This window comes from Mucilaginibacter phenanthrenivorans (assembly GCF_024721155.1).
Classification (GTDB): Bacteria; Bacteroidota; Bacteroidia; order Sphingobacteriales; family Sphingobacteriaceae; genus Mucilaginibacter; species Mucilaginibacter phenanthrenivorans.
In genome coordinates this window covers 616,090-635,694 of sequence record NZ_JAHVAP010000001.1, presented here as the reverse complement: position 1 = coordinate 635,694, position 19,605 = coordinate 616,090, and the positions used below count along the sequence as shown (strand labels likewise).

Annotated in this window: 13 protein-coding genes; 9 read left to right on the top strand and 4 right to left on the bottom strand. The window is 47.0% G+C overall.

Annotated features, from left to right (window positions below; all coding sequences use genetic code 11):
* Window positions 1-33: 33 nt before the first annotated feature.
* The 8 genes from KXD93_RS30595 (at window position 34) to KXD93_RS02635 (ending at window position 9,476) form a co-directional block, all read left to right on the top strand.
* Entirely contained in the window at window positions 34-219 is a 186-nt protein-coding gene (locus tag KXD93_RS30595; RefSeq protein WP_373417342.1) for an oleate hydratase, read from the top strand.
* A 113-nt stretch (window positions 220-332) separates the two neighbouring features.
* The gene (locus KXD93_RS02665) at window positions 333-665 is read left to right on the top strand and encodes an RNA recognition motif domain-containing protein (protein WP_258135313.1); all 333 of its coding nucleotides are present in this window, start codon (window positions 333-335) and stop codon (window positions 663-665) included.
* 755 nt (window positions 666-1,420) lie between these two features.
* On the top strand, window positions 1,421-4,396 hold the full coding sequence (locus KXD93_RS02660) for a PAS domain-containing protein (RefSeq protein ID WP_258135312.1): 2,976 nt from the start codon (window positions 1,421-1,423) through the stop codon (window positions 4,394-4,396).
* 213 nt (window positions 4,397-4,609) lie between these two features.
* Window positions 4,610-5,905, top strand: a complete 1,296-nt coding sequence (locus KXD93_RS02655; RefSeq protein WP_258135311.1) for a TolC family protein — start codon at window positions 4,610-4,612, stop codon at window positions 5,903-5,905.
* 15 nt (window positions 5,906-5,920) lie between these two features.
* Window positions 5,921-7,120 (top strand): efflux RND transporter periplasmic adaptor subunit, encoded by a 1,200-nt coding sequence (locus KXD93_RS02650; RefSeq protein ID WP_258135310.1) that lies wholly within the window; start codon window positions 5,921-5,923, stop codon window positions 7,118-7,120.
* Complete coding sequence (locus KXD93_RS02645; protein WP_308726277.1) at window positions 7,120-7,872, top strand: ABC transporter ATP-binding protein; 753 nt, start codon at window positions 7,120-7,122, stop codon at window positions 7,870-7,872. The genes KXD93_RS02650 and KXD93_RS02645 overlap by 1 nt, the downstream gene beginning before the upstream one ends.
* Window positions 7,869-9,089 (top strand): ABC transporter permease, encoded by a 1,221-nt coding sequence (locus KXD93_RS02640; protein WP_258135309.1) that lies wholly within the window; start codon window positions 7,869-7,871, stop codon window positions 9,087-9,089. The genes KXD93_RS02645 and KXD93_RS02640 overlap by 4 nt, the downstream gene beginning before the upstream one ends.
* Before the next feature lie 33 nt (window positions 9,090-9,122).
* A complete protein-coding gene (locus tag KXD93_RS02635) occupies window positions 9,123-9,476 on the top strand; it encodes a hypothetical protein (RefSeq protein ID WP_258135308.1) in 354 nt (117 codons plus the stop codon).
* A 1-nt stretch (window position 9,477) separates the two neighbouring features.
* Here KXD93_RS02635 and KXD93_RS02630 read toward each other — a convergent pair whose 3' ends face one another.
* The 4 genes from KXD93_RS02630 to KXD93_RS02615 form a co-directional block, all read right to left on the bottom strand.
* On the bottom strand, window positions 9,478-10,206 hold the full coding sequence (locus tag KXD93_RS02630) for a LytR/AlgR family response regulator transcription factor (RefSeq protein ID WP_258135307.1): 729 nt from the start codon (window positions 10,204-10,206) through the stop codon (window positions 9,478-9,480).
* The gene (locus KXD93_RS02625) at window positions 10,203-11,246 is read right to left on the bottom strand and encodes a sensor histidine kinase (protein WP_258135306.1); all 1,044 of its coding nucleotides are present in this window, start codon (window positions 11,244-11,246) and stop codon (window positions 10,203-10,205) included. The genes KXD93_RS02630 and KXD93_RS02625 overlap by 4 nt, the downstream gene beginning before the upstream one ends.
* 252 nt (window positions 11,247-11,498) lie before the next feature.
* Window positions 11,499-13,448, bottom strand: coding sequence for a RagB/SusD family nutrient uptake outer membrane protein (locus KXD93_RS02620; RefSeq protein WP_258135305.1), 1,950 nt, complete (start codon window positions 13,446-13,448; stop codon window positions 11,499-11,501).
* Between the two features lie 10 nt (window positions 13,449-13,458).
* Window positions 13,459-16,611, bottom strand: a complete 3,153-nt coding sequence (locus KXD93_RS02615) for a SusC/RagA family TonB-linked outer membrane protein (RefSeq protein ID WP_258135304.1) — start codon at window positions 16,609-16,611, stop codon at window positions 13,459-13,461.
* Between the two features lie 770 nt (window positions 16,612-17,381).
* Between KXD93_RS02615 and KXD93_RS02610 the strand changes: the two genes are divergently transcribed.
* Window positions 17,382-19,523, top strand: coding sequence for an alpha-glucuronidase (locus tag KXD93_RS02610; protein ID WP_258135303.1), 2,142 nt, complete (start codon window positions 17,382-17,384; stop codon window positions 19,521-19,523).
* The last annotated feature ends 82 nt before the right edge of the window (window positions 19,524-19,605 follow it).

Below are 19,605 nucleotides of genomic sequence, written 5' to 3'. Positions count from 1 at the left end.
TTTTCAATCGGTTACTGGTTTCGCAATTTCTAATTGGATCAATCTCCATTAGAAATATCTCATACCTATTTCGTAGGTGGTGGTTTGGACAGTTTGGCCGGGGCCGTTTATTTGTTGGAAGAGGGTGGCTTTAAAGGAAAAAGCATGCATATCATAGAGGCGTTACCTATTTCGGGCGGACTGCAGGGCGCAAAACGCAATTGTTTTCGGAAAATGTAACGGCACTAACTAAAACCACACAGATGTTCGTTAAAGGAAACGCAGCACCATTGTTTCAATTCAGATCCTGCGTAATAGGCGTTTAGCCGCCTGTTGGTATCTTTGCACCCAGTATGGCAAAATTATTCATAGTGGGGTTTCCCAAAGATTTCCAGCAGATCGCGCTGGTTGAATTGTTCAGTGCCCACGGCATGGTGAACACGGTGACGCTGGTGACCGACAAGGAAACCGGCGATCCCAAGGGTTATGGTTTTATTACGATGAGTGATGAGGTGGGCGCCAACCGGGCTATACAGGCGCTCGATGGCACCAGCATTGATGGCCGGACGGTTAGTGTGCGCTTTGCTGAAGAAAAGCAAGGAGTAAAACCGGCCGGCGCCGGCGCTGCTTATCCCCGCCATGATAACCGGGTACAGCAGAAGCCCAAACGCCCCAGGCGTTCATGACTGTGCATCAAGCCATCCGTGATTATATATACTTGAAATTCAATCAGTAGAGCACGGTCAAAGTTAAAGGCAGAGGGGAATCTTCTTTAAAGGCGGAGCATATTAGCGGCGCAAAAAAAGCCTGTTCTGCCTGAAATAGGCCAGGTTGTTACCCCTTTTTTCTCATGAAATTCGCAATATGTCCCTTGCGATAGGGCGGTATTAAATCGAAGGCAACCAATGTTACGACAGTTAATAACAGGCAGATATAACTATCCATGTGCTTTAAAAATTACTATAAGTTAAATCAATTGTCGTAAAGGTTAATATAAAAATCGGCATTCGCTAATTTTTCTGATGTAGTATTTGCAGCGCGACCGGCAAAAAGCATCCGGCAACCACTGATCCTGGTATACAAGTAAAACCTGGTCTAACCTCATTCTAACCGGGAAAAGCTCAGGTATTCTGATCAGCCCGATTTTGCATTTTCACCATCGGTTGCATCACCCGGAACAAATTTCGCCATGCACCCTGAACGCGTTTGAACCACCTGGAAATTGGCAAAGCTCAGGAGTACGATGTAAAACGCCCTGTTTTATGGTTAATTTCGTCACATTAAAACAATTACCCATTTGCCTGCTTGTAATAATGAATAAAAACAATTTCCTTGCAGGTTAAAAGCTAAATTTATAAAGAACCCAAAACCGTATCCAACTCGTTCCTAAAGTTTCTTCCCTTTTTTGGCTTTCAATAAATCAGCGTATTTATAGAAATGTATGAAACAAAAGCGAATTATTGACGATCACCTGTTCAGGAAATTATTTGAAAACAATCATTCAGGTATAATGCTCCTGGATGCCTCCTTTCAAACCATATACCACAGCCCTTCGGCACAGCACATAAACGGCTGGGATGTATTGGAGCAGTCTCAAACAAGCATTCAAGAGCCGGCGCATTTCGATGATCAGTTGATCGTTCGTAATACCTTACAAAATGTGTTGGCCGTACCCGGCTTATCACTCACCTGCTGTTTCCGGGCAAAACCGGAGATCTGGCTGGAATGCACCTACACGAATATGCTGGTTGACCCTGCCGTTGCCGCTATTGTGTGTAACTTCAGGGATGTCAGCAAACAGAAAAAGGAAGAAGACCGCCTGAAACTGCTGGAGTCCGTGATCACCAATACGATGGATGCCGTACTTATTACGGAAGCAGGACCGTTTGATGAACCGGGGCCGCGGATTTTATATGTGAATGAAGCATTTACCAAAATGACGGGTTATACAGCCGACGAGGTGATCGGTAAAACACCCCGTATGTTACAGGGGCCGAAAACCGACATGCAGGAAGTAAAACGGCTAAGTGAATGTATGCGCCGTTGGGAATCCTGCGAGGTGACACTCATTAACTATAAAAAGAACGGCGAAGAATTTTGGATAAATTTTACCCTTAACCTCGTAGCCGGCGAAAAAGGCAGGTTTACGCACTGGATAGCCATTGAACGCGATGTTACGCAGCGCAAAAATGAAGAAATGAAAAAATCCCTTTTATCCGGGATCAGCCTGATTTTCAATGAACCCCTTGCGCTGAACCTGTTATTGGATAAACTACTGCAAAGGCTGGTGGATTACGGTAATTTTACACTGGCAGAAGTTTGGCTGATCGGCGCCGATAAGAACAGGATCAGTTTGGCAGCGCATATATCCGGCATCCCGGACATGAAGCAATTTTATGATGCAAGTGAACGCTTAAAAAGTTTTGCAAAAGGGGAAAGCCTGCCGGGCGCCGCCTGGGCGGTCCAAAACATACTCGTGTGGGACCATCTCGATGAACGGAAAGAATTTATACGTAGGCACGCGGCCAGGCTGGCAGATTTGAAAAAAGCTTATGGCATTCCCCTCGTTTCAGAAAATGCGGTTATTGGTGTTTTACTATTGGGGATGTGCGACGATGAAATCCCGGAAAATAACCTTATAGCACTATTTAATTCATTTGGAACCCATTTTGGTGCGGAGATCAGGCGTAAACAACTGGAACAGGACCTTGACCAGGTATTTAATTTTGCCCCGGATATTATCGCCATTTTAGGTGCCGACCGTTATTTTAAAAAGGTAAACCCGGCGATGAGCATTTTACTGGAATATACCGAGGAGGAACTGTTAGCGATGCCCATGAATGCACTGGTACACCCGGATGAGCTTGTTGAAAGTAAAGCCAGGACCCAAAGTTTTGTAAAGGCCGGAGCTACCATCTACTTCGAAAACCGGTTCATCACGAAATCCGGCAAGATCAAATGGATTTCATGGACAGCTACGAGCGGCACAGAGGAAGGCCTGATATTTTGTGTCGGTAAGGACATTACCGATAAAAAAAACCTCGAGAACCTGCTGAACAAGGTAAACGGCCTTGCCCGGATAGGCGGCTGGGAGGTTGACCTGGTCAGGGAAACGCTCTACTGGTCAACCATCACTAAGGAAATACATGAAGTAGCCGGAGATTTTGAGCCCGGCCTGGCAACCGGCCTCAGTTTTTACAAAGAGGGGAAAGACCGCAGCCTGATCACCCGCAAGGTAAATAAGGCTATTGAAAAGAGGACTGCTTTTGATTTGGAACTACAAATTGTAACGGCAAAAAAAAATATAAAATGGGTGCGCGTAATTGGTGAGCCCGAATTCATCGACGGTAAATGCGTAAGGATATATGGTAGTTTCCAGGATGTCGATGCACGGGTAAAGGCTGAGCTTAATGCGAAGCATGCGCTGAAGGAAAGGAATATCATATTGGAAAGCATCGGGGACGCTTTTTTTGCCGTTGATAAAAATTGGGTGGTCAATTATTGGAACAAAATGGCCGAAAAAGCACTTCGCCGAACAAAAAAAGAAGTGCTTGGCCATGACTTATGGGACATATTTGCTGATGCCATTAATTCTGATTCCTATAAAAAATACCACCTGGCCATTGAGTCGGGCAAACCGGTTCATTTCGAAGACTATTACCAGCCTTTGGATAAATGGTACGAAATCGGTGCCTACCCTTCAGCCTACGGCTTGTCGGTTTATTTTAAAGACATATCAGAACGCAAGTTGAGTGAGGCCCGTTTAATGGAGTCGGAAAAACGGTACAGCGAATTGTTCCAGTTTAGTCCGCTGCCAAAATGGGTATTTGACCTGGACACCTTAAGGTTTTTGGATGTTAACCAGGCAGCGATCCACCATTATGGCTACAGCAGGAAAGAGTTTCTCTCCATGACCATCAAAGACATCCGGCCGCCTGGGAAAATACCGGAAATGGAAAAAGCCTTAATCCGGGACGCCAAACAAAAAACCGTTACTTTTCACGACGTTTTCACCCATAAAAAGAAGGACGCCAATTTGATCCAGGTGGATGCTCAAAGCAAACATATTCAATACAAAGGAAAAAGGGCAAAAATCGTAGCCATAAATGACATTACAGAGCGATTGAATTATATACAGGCGATAGAAGAACAGAACGTAAAACTTAAGGAAATATCATGGATGCAGTCGCATGTGATCAGGGCCCCGCTGGCCCGGATAATGGCGCTTATCCCGCTCGCCGTTGATGAACAGACGAACGCGGTTGACAGAAAGCAAATACTGGACTACCTGCAAACTTCAGCAACCGAGCTGGATGAGGTGATAGGCGACATCACCAATAAAACCGCAGTGGCGGATTATACAGGTATGACGAAAAATCAAAAAACAGCGGTGCTTGCTCAAAGTTCATCAAAATGACGGGTATTATAGCCGCCGACTTATTAAGCAGCTTTAGCTGAATCAATTAATACGTTAGCCAAAAGCGACAAAACCGGTGGTCACACAACCAGTTTGGGTAAGGCAGCTATGGTTAAAACAGGAAAGTGTCGATACAAATCGCGATAGTATCGGCACTCGTTTTTTTACCGGGTTTTATATGATTCCTTTGCCCGTGAAGAAGCACCACCGTACATGAACCCAAAAGGAATTTTATTATTTTTCAGCTGCCTGATCAGCGGGATGACAGTGTTTGCCCAGGACAGCCTGAACGTTGTTAAATGGAATTTGCAGACCTGTCTGGACTACGCCAAAAAAAACAATATCCAGGTGAGCGGCGCCCGGCTCAGCCAGCAAACCAGCCAGCAGGAACTGATCCTTTCCAGGGGTGCTGCATTACCCAATTTGTATGGTTCAGCCACCCAATATGTCAATCATTATCACAACGAAGCGGTTTATGGCTCCGGTAACTACGGACTGACATCATCCTGGACTCTTTACCAGGGCGGCTACATCAAAAGCGATATCCGGCAAAAGAACTTGGAAGTAGAGCGGGCCAACCTGAGCATCCTGCAACAGGTCAATGACCTGACCCTGCAGATCACCCAATATTACCTGAATATTTTACTGGATAAAGAAACCATCATTTACCAGCAAAATGTAGTCGCTACTTCACAGGCACAGGTAGACCGGGCCAAAAAACGCCTGGAAGCCGGCAGTATCGCACAAAAGGACGTTGCCCAGCTGCTGGCCCAGCTGGCAAACGACAAATACACACTGGTTACCGCCGAAAATGCACAGCGCCAGGACCTGATCAGTCTGAAACAGCTCCTTCAGCTGACCGTAGCGACGTTCGATGTGGTCACACCCGATACCATCATTTCTAAAAAAGCGGTCGATAAGCTGCTGAACGTACAACAAACGGCCCTTAAAGATCGCCCGGAGGTAAAAAATGGCGAGCTGAATATTAAATCGGCCGAATTCGGATTGCAAAAAGCCAATTCCGGTTACCTGCCTACCCTTACCGCCTCGGGCTTTGCCGGCAGCAGCTACCAGGGCGCTGGGAGCGGTTATTTTAACCAGTTGAACAACGGCTTTAACCAGCAGATCGGACTTACCTTGTCCGTTCCCATTTTTACCCGCAAAGTTAACCAGGTGAACCGGGCGGAAGCGAAGATCAATATTGATCAGGCCAGGCTCTCGCTAAAAGATACCCAAACGACCCTTGCGCTAACGATCGAAAAGGCTTACATCAACGTGGTCAATTCACAAAATCAATATGATGCGGCAGCCGAGGCATTTAAATACAACCAGGAAACTTACCGGGTCGCTAACGAGCAATTAAAAGTAGGTATCGTAAACATGGTTGACTTTCTACAGCAAAAATCCCTGTACACGCAGGCCCTTCAACAATATATACAGGCAAAGTACAACGCGGCCCTTACCATAGAGATCTACGAATTCTACAAAGGCACTCCTGTTAAACTTTAACCGCGCATGATCATTATGAAAAAAAATACAAAAAGAACGCTCGTTATCGCTGCCATCATTATAGTGGTTGGCGGTATTTGGTTCATTACTACTAAAAAGAAAGAAAAACTGGTGGTGCTGCCTACCGAAGTACCAACCTATGGTTACATCGCCCAAACCGTTACCGCAACCGGTACCATTCAACCCGTAGATACCGTAGCGGTAGGCACCCAGGTATCGGGCATCGTTAAAGTAATCAATGCCGATTTCAACTCCAAAGTAAAAAAAGGCCAGTTATTGGCGCAGCTGGATAAATCGCTATTGCAGGCAACGGTCGATCAGGCCAGCGCTACCCTGCGCACACAGCAAAGCCAGCTGGTTTACAATGAGAATTTTTATAACCGGCAAAAGCTGTTGTACAGCAGCGGCTCGATCAGTAAGCAGGATTATGAATCGGCTTTGAACAATTTTAATTCGTCGAAAGCGGCGGTTGATAATGCTTCGGCTGCGCTGCGCTCGGCCGAAAAAAACCTCTCTTATACCGACATTTATTCGCCGGTAGACGGCGTGGTGCTATCGCGCAGTGTCAGCCTCGGGCAAACCGTTGCCGCAGCATTCAGTACACCAACGCTTTTTGTGATCGCTAAAGATATTTCCAAAATGCAGGTACAGGCTGATGTGGACGAGGCCGACATCGGCAACGTAAAAATCGGCAACCGTGCCAGCTTTACGGTAGACGCCTATATCGATGATGTGTTTAAAGGAACAGTATACGATGTTCGCCTGCACCCGAAGAGCACTTCAAACGTAGTGACCTATACCACCATTATCTATGCCCCTAATGACAGCCTGATGCTTAAACCAGGTATGACCGCCAACATCAGCGTTTATACCAAAGAGGTCAAAAACGCACTGATGGTCAGCTCCAAGTCGCTGAATTTTGCGCCTGATTCCCCGCTAAGAAAACAGTTTGTTTTAAAACCAATGGCGCAGGGCAATAACGGTAATGCGACTAATGGCCCCGGAAAACCAGGAAGCGTGTGGCTTAAAAAAGGTAAGGAGCTGGTACAAACCCCGGTTCGCTACGGGCTGGATGACAATACGCATGCCGAGATCCTTGCAGGGCTTTCTGTAAAAGACACCATCGTATCCTCGCTGCCGGTACCGGTGCAGGCCGAAGCAGGTACATCTATCCTACCCAGCCCGGGCGGCGCTGATAAAAACAAGAAGCCGTAATGAAAAAGATATTAGAGTTACATGATATTAAACGGGAATTCCAGATGGGGTCGGAAATTGTGCGGGCACTCAAAGGGGTAAGTTTTGATGTATTTGCCGGTGAGTTTGTGACCATTATGGGCAGCAGCGGCTCGGGCAAAACAACCTTGCTGAATACCCTGGGCTGCCTGGATAAACCAACCAACGGCAATTACCTGCTTGATGGCGTATCTGTGCGCGAACGGAGCCGGGACGAATTGGCCAAGCTTCGAAATGAGAAGATAGGTTTTGTGTTTCAGGCATATAACCTGCTGCCGCGAACCACGGCTTTGGAAAATGTGGAGCTGCCGCTGTTTTATAACCCTACGGTAACGGCAGCAGAACGCCGGGAACGGGCCGCCGCCGCCTTACAAGCGGTAAAACTGGGCGACCGGATGCATCACCTGCCCAACGAAATGTCGGGCGGGCAGCAGCAACGGGTCGCCATTGCCCGTGCGCTGGTGAACGAGCCGGTGATGATACTGGCCGACGAAGCTACGGGTAACCTGGATACCCGTACATCTTACGAAATTATGGCTTTGATGCAGGACCTGAATCAAAGCCAGGGCAAAACCATCGTTTTTGTAACCCACGAACCGGATATCGCCGCTTTTAGCAGCCGAACGATTACGCTCAGGGATGGCCGGGTGGTGAAAGATCAAATTAACCAGCAGGTACGTTCGGCCAAAGAGATGCTGGCCGCCTTACCTCAAACCGAAGATTACCACGTATGAAAGTTTTAAATTTGATCAGGCTCGCGCTACTGGCCCTGCAACGCAATAAGTTAAGGGCCGTGCTTACCATGCTCGGTATCATTATTGGTGTGGCCGCCGTGATCACCATCGGGGCAATCGGCGCTGGCTCCACCGCCAGTGTCCATAATTCGCTTGCCGGCATGGGCTCCAACCTGATCATGGTCATGCCCAACAGCAATGCGCCGGGCGGTGCGCGTTTGCAGGGCGCCAACGTGGAAACCCTGACCGAAAAAGACCTCGTTGCCATAAAAAAGGAAGCCACTTATATTAATGCCATATCGCCTTCGTCACAATCCAAAGGCCAGGCCATAAATGGTTCGCTGAACTGGCCGACCACCATTGAAGGGGTGAACCAGGACTATCTTGCCATCAAAAATATATCGCTCAAAGACGGTAAAATGTTTTCGGACCGGGATGTACACACTTACGGGAAAGTTTGCCTGCTGGGCCAAACCGTGGTCGATAATGTATTTCCAAAGGGTGTTGATCCGGTCGGTAAGATCATCCGTTTTAAGAAAATCCCTTTCCAGGTCATCGGCATACTCAATAAAAAAGGGCAAAACACTTTTGGGCAGGATCAGGACGATATTATCCTTGCGCCCTACACCACCGTTCAGAAACGGATCATCGCATCCATCTATTTCGGCAGTTTTAATGCCTCGGCTAAATCTGAAAACCTGTCGCAGGCAGCAGCGGACGAAATGGAGAAGATCCTGCGTAAAACGCACCGGCTCCGCCCGGCCGAAGACAATGACTTTACGGTACGCACCCAGGCCGAACTTATACAGACCCTGAGCTCCATCACCACGTTGCTGACCGCATTACTGACCGCCATAGCGGCCATATCGCTGGTCATCGGGGGGATTGGCATCATGAATATCATGTACGTATCGGTAACCGAACGTACCAAAGAAATCGGCTTGCGCATGGCGATCGGGGCACGCGGCAGGGACATCCTCAGCCAGTTTTTAACTGAAGCCATTCTCATCAGCGTTACCGGCGGCCTCATCGGTATCCTGATCGGCGAGACACTGGCGTTTGTTATCGCCAATGCGCTGAAATGGGCGCCTATTATTGATAAAGCATCCATTATGGAAGCATTTGGTTTCTGCACACTGATCGGCGTTTTCTTTGGCTATTACCCGGCCCTGAAAGCTTCCCGGCTGGACCCGATAGAGGCTTTGCGATATGAATAAAATTAATTTAATCACCAATAAATCCTAAAAAACATGAAAATTAAAAAACTGATCCCCACCGTGATGGCCATGGCCATCGTAACATTCGTTTATGCGGCCACTGATATCAATGGTCACTGGAAAGGTTCCATTAATGATCAAATTGAAGTGGCCTATGATTTTAAAGTGGACGGGCAAAAGCTAAGCGGCAGTACTCAGGGCCCGGACGGGAACACCATTCAATTAACCGATGGCTGGTTTAAAGATGACAGCTTAGCGTTTACATTGCCCATCATGGACCAGCAGTTTAAAATGACCGGCAAGGTAAAAAGCGCTGACCAGATCGTGCTTTACATGAAGGGCGGCCCGATGGGTGATATGAGTTATGTGATCAAAAAAACAAAATAATTCAGGAACCGGGCTGACGCCAGCTTTTCATAAAATTGCCAAATGCCTCCCGGTAAGGTTCAGATACCGGGATGGCAACCCGGCCAACCTGGACGGACGTTTTGCTTACGGCTGTCACTTTATCTATGGCCACAATGAAGGAACGGTGCAAGCGCACAAAGTGGCTGGCGGGCAGTTTTTGTTCTGCTACTTTTAAAGTCATCAGCGTCTTTAGCGGTTTGGGCTGATCTTCCAAATAGATCTTGATATAGTCAGCCATACTTTCCACGTAGCGGATCTGTGCCGTATCGATGCGAACCTGTTGGTAATTGGCATATACATGAAGGTACTGCCGCTCGTGATCTTGCTCCAGCAAAGTAAAATATTCCCGTGCACGGTTGGCGGCACGGGTAAAATCAGCAAAACTGAATGGTTTTAACAGGTAATCCAGTGCGGCCAGCTTGTGCCCGTCCAGCGCGTACTGATCAAAAGCGGTTGTAAAAACGATGCGTACCGATCGCCGGTTGTCACCCTGATCAATCATGCCCGCAAACTCCAGCCCGTTCAAATCAGCCATCCTGATGTCTAAAAAAACAAGCTGTACTTCAGGGTGTTCATTCAAAAAGTTTAGTGCAGTCACGGCGCTGGCACATTTGCCAACCAGTTTCAGGAATCGGGTCTTGGCTATATAAGCGGCAATCATTTCTAAAGCCACCGGCTCATCATCGACGGCGATACAGTGAATGGTCATGTCAAAGTTATTTGAAGTTCGATCCTGAATTCCTGGAGCTCGCGGTCTTCTTTAACGGTGAGCTTGTATTTGCCCGGATAGATCAGGTCCAGGCGGCGGCGTGTATTGGCCAGGCCGATCCCGCTGCCCTCATCCGTTTCCTTTGCCGGTTCCGCAAATAAAGTATTACGTACCTCAAAGCGCAGCAATGCCTGGCATAACTGTGCCGATATATAAATATGACTCGGCTGAACCGTACTGATGCCATGCTTAAAGGCATTTTCCACAAAAGGCAGCAGCAGCATAGGCGAAAGTGGAATATTAAGCGGGCCTTCGGGCCGGTTAAAAACAACCGCTACATGTTCCGGCAGGCGCAGTTGCATTAACTGCCGGTAGCTGTCGATCAGGCGTAACTCTTTTTCCAGGGTGGTTGACGGCTGCCGGGTTTCGTACAAGACATAACGCATCATATGCGACAGGGTGTAAATAGCCTCACGGGCCCGGTCTGTATCGATCTCGGTGAGCCCGTAAATGGTATGCAATACATTGAAAAAGAAATGAGGGTTGATCTGTGAGCGTAAAATGGCCAGTTCGCCCGCGATTCGGTCATTCTCCAGCGCTTTCTCTTTTAACAGGTCGGCCTGCACTTTCCGGGTAACCGATATAATAATAGCGATCCCGATGACGATCATGGTCATGATCATGATGCTGAGGTCGCCTACCGGTGTATAACGATCATCCACGGGAGGATGTCCGGGCGCAAACCTGCGGAGCAAGCCCTGCAGGTCTATCAGTTTATCAGCCTGGTGGTTTAATACCGGCGCGGCGATACAGATCAGGAAAACGATCAGTGCGAAAATGCCCCCGCGGTTGTTATAAAGCAGTTTGGGGATAAGTACCCGGAGATGGAGGTAAAATATACCCACCAAAGCAGCATACAGCGTTAATTGCTTGGTCCAGATCTGTACCGGTAGCGACGATGTAATGGTCAGCGGGATACAGGTAAACACCAGTAAGCCCAGTAGCACTGCAAAGTGTACTGAAAAGATAATGGATCGCAAACGGGTTATTTTAGCCAGAGATAACACATTACAAATTACCGCCTTTTATTTTCAAAAGCAAAGTATCTCCAATTGCGCTCCCGGGGTTTCTATAGGAACATATCGCCTTTCCGTCGATACACCTTTATAAACAGGCCCCGAATGGTATTATTTACATGAATGACTATCGTGCAAAAACGCTGTTTTTTTGCCTAATACATAAAAAAGGCCGTCTCATTTCTAAGACAGCCCGAAATTGTATAAAAGATGAGGTTAATAGCCGTTATTTTGTGGATAAGGCGGGCCTGACAATACGTTGTTTATTAAACTTTGCGGTATCGGCCAGCGTGCATGATAGGGCTGAACATTAGGACCGCCGGCTATGTTATACATTTGATTCCGTCTTACCAGTTGCTGAGTCCTCACCAGGTCATACCAGCGGCGCGGGTCACCATACAACTCCCTGCTGTATTCATCCAGTATCAGGTCCATCCCGCATAATGAACCTGCCGTAGTCGTATTGTTTGGAATAGCGAGTTGCGCCTGTTGCGCCGGCGTTAACAGTATAGCTGCGGCATTGGCCGTATTGGCGGCACTTTGCGTTGAAGCTGTTACATAAAACTGGTTTTTAGCAACAGCATTGGCATCAGCCGGGCTGCGGTAGGCAGCCCGCTGCCTGAGGACATTCAATGAGGCGGCGGCATTTGAGGTATTACCTAACATGTAATTTGCTTCAGCATTCATCAGGTAAACTTCAGAAAAGCGCATCAAAATAATCGGCCTGCTGGAGAAGTCTCCTGTAGCAGTCCGCGTAGGGTCATCAAATTTTTTCACCGTTGGGAAATTGAGCGCCGTAAATTGTTTTGGTGTAATGATCAGCCCTTTAAAGGCATTACGGCGGGCCATCGTAACATCTGTACTCGGCATTAAAATAGCAGTGTCGCCATCTGCAGGTACATTAAACGAAGACAGCGATACGTTAGAAGTCGGTACAAGTGTGCCTTTCAACGTAACGCCATCGCTTTCCAGGCCTGGTGAAGTTACCCTGTTGCAAATCCAAAAAGTTTGAAAGGTAGCGTCGTAACGGGTATCGTGTATTTGATCGGCAAAAGCCACATCCATGGTATATGGTTTATTGGGAGCAAGGCGAACATATGGGCGGCCATTATAAACGTCTCTGAGCATGCCCGGTTTAGCCGTGCTGATCACCTGCGGTACGGCATCGATACCTGCAACATTGTCAACCCCGGGTCCGACATAATTGAACCTTGCCAGGACGTAAAGTTCATTAAGGCCATAACCACCGGAGCCTTGTAGTGTGTAACCGGTATAATTAGGATCGGCTTTACCGCCGTAATCGATCGCAAACATATTTTCCTGACCGTAATCATTCGCAGGCTTGTGTTCATCAAAATAATCCTGCCACAGATTAAGTCCATAGGTGCCTTTATTGGTGATCAGGTCAGCGGTAATGTCTGCAGCCTGCTGAAAATCTCCGGGTTGTTTCGCCTCTGTATACCCCCGGGTCAGGTAGGTTTTGGCTAAAAAGGCTTTGGCCGTCGCCGCGGTCGCACTTTTGCCGACGCCTGCGGCTGAAAAAGGGTTCGAACTGGTGACCGTGTTAGGCAGTCCGGCAGCGGCATCCGTAAAATCCTGAATGATCAGTTTGTAAATATCCGATAACTGCGCGGGTACATCTGATGTGGTCGCTTTTGTGATAAAAGTTGTATGCAATGGTATACCGCCTTTTTGTGTAGCAGTTAGTCCGCCGTATGTCTGGACCAGCCAAAAATAAATGAAACCCCTTAAAAACTTAGCCTGGGCAACGTATTGGGTACGTGCTGTCGGATCCGTGATCGCTGATGCATATTGAAACACGCCGTTAAGCGTATTGATATCCACGTACAAACCTGTAATGTCCGGTCCGTTAGATGAGGTGATCCCTTTAAATGAATTATATAATGGCGCTACGGTTCCCGCACTGCCGCCCGGTATGTTTTGGTCGGTGCCATCGTACATAAATACCAAACCTTCACCTGAAAAGGCACTTCTAAGGTCGTTGTAGACCCCTACAACAGCGGCCTGAACGCCGCCCGCTGTGCTGAAATAATTTGGATAGAGTGCGGCGCGCGGATTCTCTAGCAGAAGCTTTTTACAACTGGTGGCTGCCGTTAATACTGCTACTACAGTAAAAACAATGGTGTATTTATTAAATATTTTCATAAAACATCAATTAAAATCTTGCATTAATACCTAAAATAAAATCCCTTGTATTTTCGGCGGCGTTGTTCACACTGACACCACGGAAAAATTGCCCGCCGTTACCGGCATTTGCGCCCCCAATATTACCGCTGACCGACGGGTCAGCAGGTACCGCCCCTGCATTGTAGGCAAAACCGGATTCTGCATCGGGCACAGAAAATCCATGACGGCGTATTGGCGCGTAAATAAAGAATGGATTAGATACGCTGGTGTAAATCCTTAATGAACTCATACCTAGTTTATTCGCCAGTTTGTCAGAAAAGTTGTAGCCTAAGTTGATGCTCTTTGCCCGAATAAAGGACCCGTCATAGTATTGCAGGGTTGAATAATAAGGCAATTGCGTGTACGCATTTGGCTCAGGAAACGCGTTTGAAGGATTGGTCGGTGTCCAGTAATTTATTACCGGCTGGTTGTGGCGTCCCAGGTTCAGGAACTGCCACCCATTGGTAGATGAGTTGGAGGATGATACATAAGGTACAGCCGTGGTAAAGCCCATCCGCGCCTGTACAACAATACTGATGTCAAAATTCTTATAGCTGACACGGTTGGTCAGACCAAAAGTGTAATTAGGATTGAAATGGCCGATGATCTGATCGTCTTTGGCATCAATTTTTCCGTCACCATTAAGATCCTGGATTTTGATGGAACCCGGTTTTTGTCCATAAACGGCGGCCTGCGAAGCTTCGCTGTTTTGCCAGATCCCTGTTTTACGCACATCATAGATTACGTTAAGGGGCTGACCTACGAATTCACCGGAACTGATGTTTTGCAAAGCGCCGTTTGGGAGGCTCAGGATTTTTTCGCGGTCAAAACCGATATTGAAATCCGTGGACCAATTGATCCCGCGTTCACTTCGAATGTTAACGCTGCTCAGTGTCAGTTCCAATCCTTTATTTTGGGATGTGCCCAAATTAGAAACCTGGGATGACGCGCCATTGGTCACCGGCAATTGGTTTGGCAAAATAATCCCGGTCGTCCTGGTTTGGTAGACCTCCACAGATCCTGTGATACGATTTTTAAGGACGGCAAAATCCAGTGCCAAATTATATTCAGCGCTTCGCTGCCAGGTAAGATTTGAATTGACGAGCGTAGTCACCCTGACACCCTGCTGATCTCCTGTGGAGGCCCCGCCGAACTGATATTTACTTGAACTTAGCTGTCCTAAGGTGTTGTAAGGTGAAATTGTAGTGATCGTTGATGTTTGTCCATAGCCACCGCGCAGCTTCAGGTTATCGATGAAAGTAAACCGCTTCATGAAATCTTCATTGCTGATCACCCAACCTAAACCGACAGACGGATACGTTGTCCGCTGATGCCCTGCGGCGAGTGCCGAGTTGGCGTCTGAGCGGATAGCGAGCGTAAGGTTGTATTTCCTGTCGTAAGCATAGTTCAGGCGTCCCACATAAGAGACGAGGCCCTGTTCACTGTAGGCCCCGTTTTGCGGAATGACAGTCTGCGCCAATGCCAGGTTGGAATTCAGGTTCGCATTAGAAGGTATGCCTGTAGCGTTGAACCCGGAATTTTCAGTATGCGCAAGTTCATTTGAAAAAACCGCGACAAAGTTGACCGCATGTTTTTCAGCAAAGACGTTATCATACGTTAATAAGTGCTCTTGCGTTAAACGGTATGAATAATTGTTTACGGTACTTGCCGTAGTTTGTGGTATGGTTAAGATACCAATGCCGTTAACACCATTGTAGGTTCCGGCCAGCGACTGATTATAGCTGTAATTTACGCTATACCTGTATTTTAAATGCTCGACAGGACTCAGCTCTCCGTATAAAATACTGTTACTTTCAAATCCGCGTGTATAGTTATAATATAGATCCGGACGGGAACCGGGATAAAGCGGGTTACCCGTTGTGGCATCGAATTGATCCGATTGCGGCAACAAGTTGATCGAACCGTCTGCATTATAAGGGTAGGTCAGCGGGCTCATATAATCCGCGGCCTGTAACTGGTTACCGCCACCTGCATTGATCATCCGTAGTGTAGTCAGGCTGCTGAGCCCGAACTTAATATATTTATTGATCTTGTGATCCAGCGTTGCATTCAATGAAACACGTTTGGTACTGTTATTGGGCTCCAAACCGGTATTGACGCGGTATCCGGCACCGACAGTAAACTGCGTTCTCTCTGTACCGCCAGATACCCTGAGACTTTGATCCCAGATATACCCATTTTTCAATAAAAGATCCGGGTAGTTGGTACTGATACCCGCGTTCAAAGCCTTGGTTTCAGTGGCAGATAAAGCATAATTGTTTCCTACTACGTTGCTCTGGAGCAATGCGCCTTGCGTCGCATCGGTTTCTAACTGAGCGAATTGATTACCGTTAAGCAATTTCATACTGCCCTCAGGGGTACTGATACCGTAATAACTGTCATAGCTGGTGATGGTCTGCCCGACGCGGCCCCTGTTGGTGGTGATCAGAATCACCCCGCCGGACGCGCGTGAACCATAAATAGCGGTTGCTGAAGCGCCTTTTAACACATCGACACTTTTGATGTCATTCGGATTAATATTTTCTATGGAGTTATAAAAAGGCGCCCCGTCAAGAATGATCAGCGGACCGTCTGTGCCCGGCGAGGCACCTACGGTGCGGTCGCCACGGATGGTAATCACAGGCCCGTTGGTACTGGTAACGACATCCAGACCGGCCACCCTGCCTTGTAATTGTTGAAAAACATTTGAAGACGGTATCTCTTTCAGGGTTTTAGCATCAACGGTGGCTACAGTTCCGGTAACGTTCTCTCTTTTTAGGGTACCATAACCTACAACGACCACCTCATTAAGATTTTTTGAAGAAGGGTTTAAGGTGATGGTTCCGAGATTTTTGATGCCTGGTGGAATTGCTTTAGTCAGCTCAGTATAACCGACAAAGGATATCACGATTTCCCTGGTGTCATTGGGAACAGCTAAAGTGAAATTTCCTTCCACATTGGCTGTGGCGGCGGCTGAAGTGCCGGGAATGCGAACGGTGGCACCGATCAGCGGCTCTCCTTTCTGATTCACGATTTTGCCGCGCAGCGCAATTGTCTGCGCATAAAGGGTAATGGAAAACAGATTCACCGATAGGGTGATCATCATAATTTTCCAGATTTTAAAAAGTTGAAGTTTTTTCATAAAAAAGTAATAACGGTTAAAAATTGTTTTGATAGCCGGCAGGTCTTACCTGTCCGGATTAGTGGGAGGAGTTACATGTTATTTTTTTTATCATATGGCTTGTTAATTTGGTTTATAAAGCGTTGGCATTTAATTCAGGTATTCAGCAGTACGAGATGGAAACCCACAAAAATCCCTTTTGGGACATTGTTAAAGTCTGCAATCGATTGCACAATTATTCAATAGCGCACCAGTTATTTATTTTTCTGGCGAATTAGATAATTGGTGTGTTATTTATTTATAATGGTTCTCTGCCGAAGACCGGTCAGTTTGGTAAATTTATTGTTGCCAAACTTCAGCAATCGTAAGGATGCGAACTGTCCCAATTGTCTAAATTCTTCTTTCAAATGTTTAATTTTACGCTGTTTAAGGGTTTTATTGGCAGGATATAGAAAATCCCTGGTGAAAACCAGGTTTAGCGCCGGCCAGGAAAAAGAAGCAGCCTGACAGGTGTCAATATTTAATACAGGCCTGCTATTGCAGTTAAATGAACCGGCGAATACAAGGCTAAATGAAACATTGTCTTAGCTGCATAGCTTATTGAAATCAACTTAGTGTTCTGATACATTTGTACTAATATTTAGCACATCTCTCCTATTCAAATCTGTTCGTACTGCCTATTATTGCCAGCTATAAAAGAATCTAAAAATCCACATTAGTCTTACTCCCGGTTAGCCTTTACATTTTGAAAATGAACTATAGTACTATTGGTCGCAAAACAAATGCATGAAATGAAATTGATCACGCGGTGCAAATACCTGCTTTCCGGCGGCGGACAAATCCGGTCTTGTCAAAGCATCCTGTTTCTTTTGTTAATCCTTACTGCTGCGAAAAGAGCCGGCGCAGAAAACGGACATGGCTTATGGCTAAGAAAAGGCAAAACAATTTCAGTGACAGTAACCTGCCGCAGCAGCGCTGCAATGGTGCAGCTTGCCTGTGCGGAACTAAGAGAAAACTGGTGCGGAAAACCTGGCGAAAATATAACCATTGCTTTAAAACCGGACAAAGCGATAAAAGGCGATGGTTTTATACTTACGCCACATTCCATACAGGCAGCCACACCGGCAGGAGTACTCTATGGCGTTTTTGATTTTTTAAGAAGGCAAAAATGCAGGCAGGACGCTTCTATAACTTCTAATCCTTCCTACGGGCGCAGGGTCCTGGATCACTGGGACAACCTTAACGGCACTATCGAACGCGGGTATGCGGGTAAATCTATCTTCTGGCGTGACGAAAAAGATTCATTGAGGGTTACCGGTCAGGACAGAAAGCTGTGGCGCGCGTATGCCAGGGCCAATGCTTCCATCGGCATAAACGGGGCCGTTTTAAATAATGTAAATGCCGCTCCGCCTATTTTATCAGGCAGGTATTTAAAAAAGATAAAAGAAATTGCAGACGTGCTGCGGCTTTATGGCGTCCGCACCTATCTTTCTGTAAACTTCGCCTCGCCAATTGTGCTGGGGAAACTCAAAACTGCCGATCCCTTAGATCCGGAAGTTATTAAATGGTGGCAGAACAAGATCCATGACATTTATACAGTTATTCCGGACTTTGGCGGGTTTCTCGTAAAAGCGAATAGTGAAGGGCAGTCCGGCCCGCAAGATTATCACCGGACACATGCTGATGGCGCTAATATGTTTGCGGATGCTTTGCGGCCATACGGAGGCATTGTCATGTGGCGGGCATTTGTGTATAGCGCCAGTGATAACGACAGGGCGAAGCAGGCATACGCAGAGTTTATGCCCTTTGACGGGCAGTTCAGGGATAATGTGATCATACAGGTAAAGAACGGGCCGGTAGATTTTCAGCCGCGTGAGCCTTTCAGCCCCTTGTTCGGTGCAATGAAAAAAACTTCGGTGATGCCTGAATTTCAAATTACTAAAGAATACTTGGGCGAAAATATCCACCTGGTTTTTTTATCGACTTTATGGGAAGAACTACTGAACAGTGATACCTACCAGGCCTGCAAAGGCAGCACCGTTGCGCGATGCACGGATGGCAGTATTTACCCGCAAAAATATACAGCCATTGCCGGCGTGGCCAACATTGGGCTTGACAGCAACTGGTGCGGCAGTGATTTTGACCAGGCAAATTGGTATGCTTTTGGCCGGCTTGCATGGAACGATCATTTATCAAGCGCCCTGATCGCCGATGAGTGGCTCAAGCTTACTTTCTCACCGGATTCTTTAACGGCGGCACAACTTTCCGCTGCTCATAATTGGCAGAACAATTTTCTGGCTCCCGTAAAAGACATGATGTTAAAAAGCCGGGAGGTGATGGTTAATTATATGATGCCGCTTGGCCTTCACCATATTTTTAGCGCTAACCAGCATTATGGCCCCGGCCCGTGGTATGCACCTAAAAACGTACGGGTTGACTGGACACCACCCTACTACCACCGTGCAGATGCAACAGGAATAGGATTTGGCCGTACCCGCTCAGGCAGCGATGCTGTTGATCAATACCATCAGCCCCTCGCAGATGAATTTAACGGTATTAAAACCTGCCCCGACAAATATCTTTTATGGTTTCATCATGTCCCCTGGACATACAAGATGGCCAGTGGGCGCACTTTGTGGGATGAGCTGTGCTTTCACTATCAGGATGGATTACAGTCGGTAAGAAACTTTCAAAAGCTGTGGGATACCGTGAGCGGTTATGTTGACGAGCAGCGGTTTAATGATGTGCAAAGTAAATTACGCAAGCAGTGCCACGATGCGCAGGTGTACAAGGACGGATGCCTGTTGTATTTTCAAACTTTTAGTAAAATGCCATTCCCAACCGGTTATGAGCGGCCCGTTTACGATCTCCCGTACCTGGAAAGCATTGATCCGCTAACGATGGAAAGATTGCCGTTTTCCAACAAAAAATGAGCTGTCGCTCTGATTTTTTAAAATCAAAAATGATCCCCGGCTTAAAAAAAACATTCAGCTAATGGACGATGGCATAGACGCC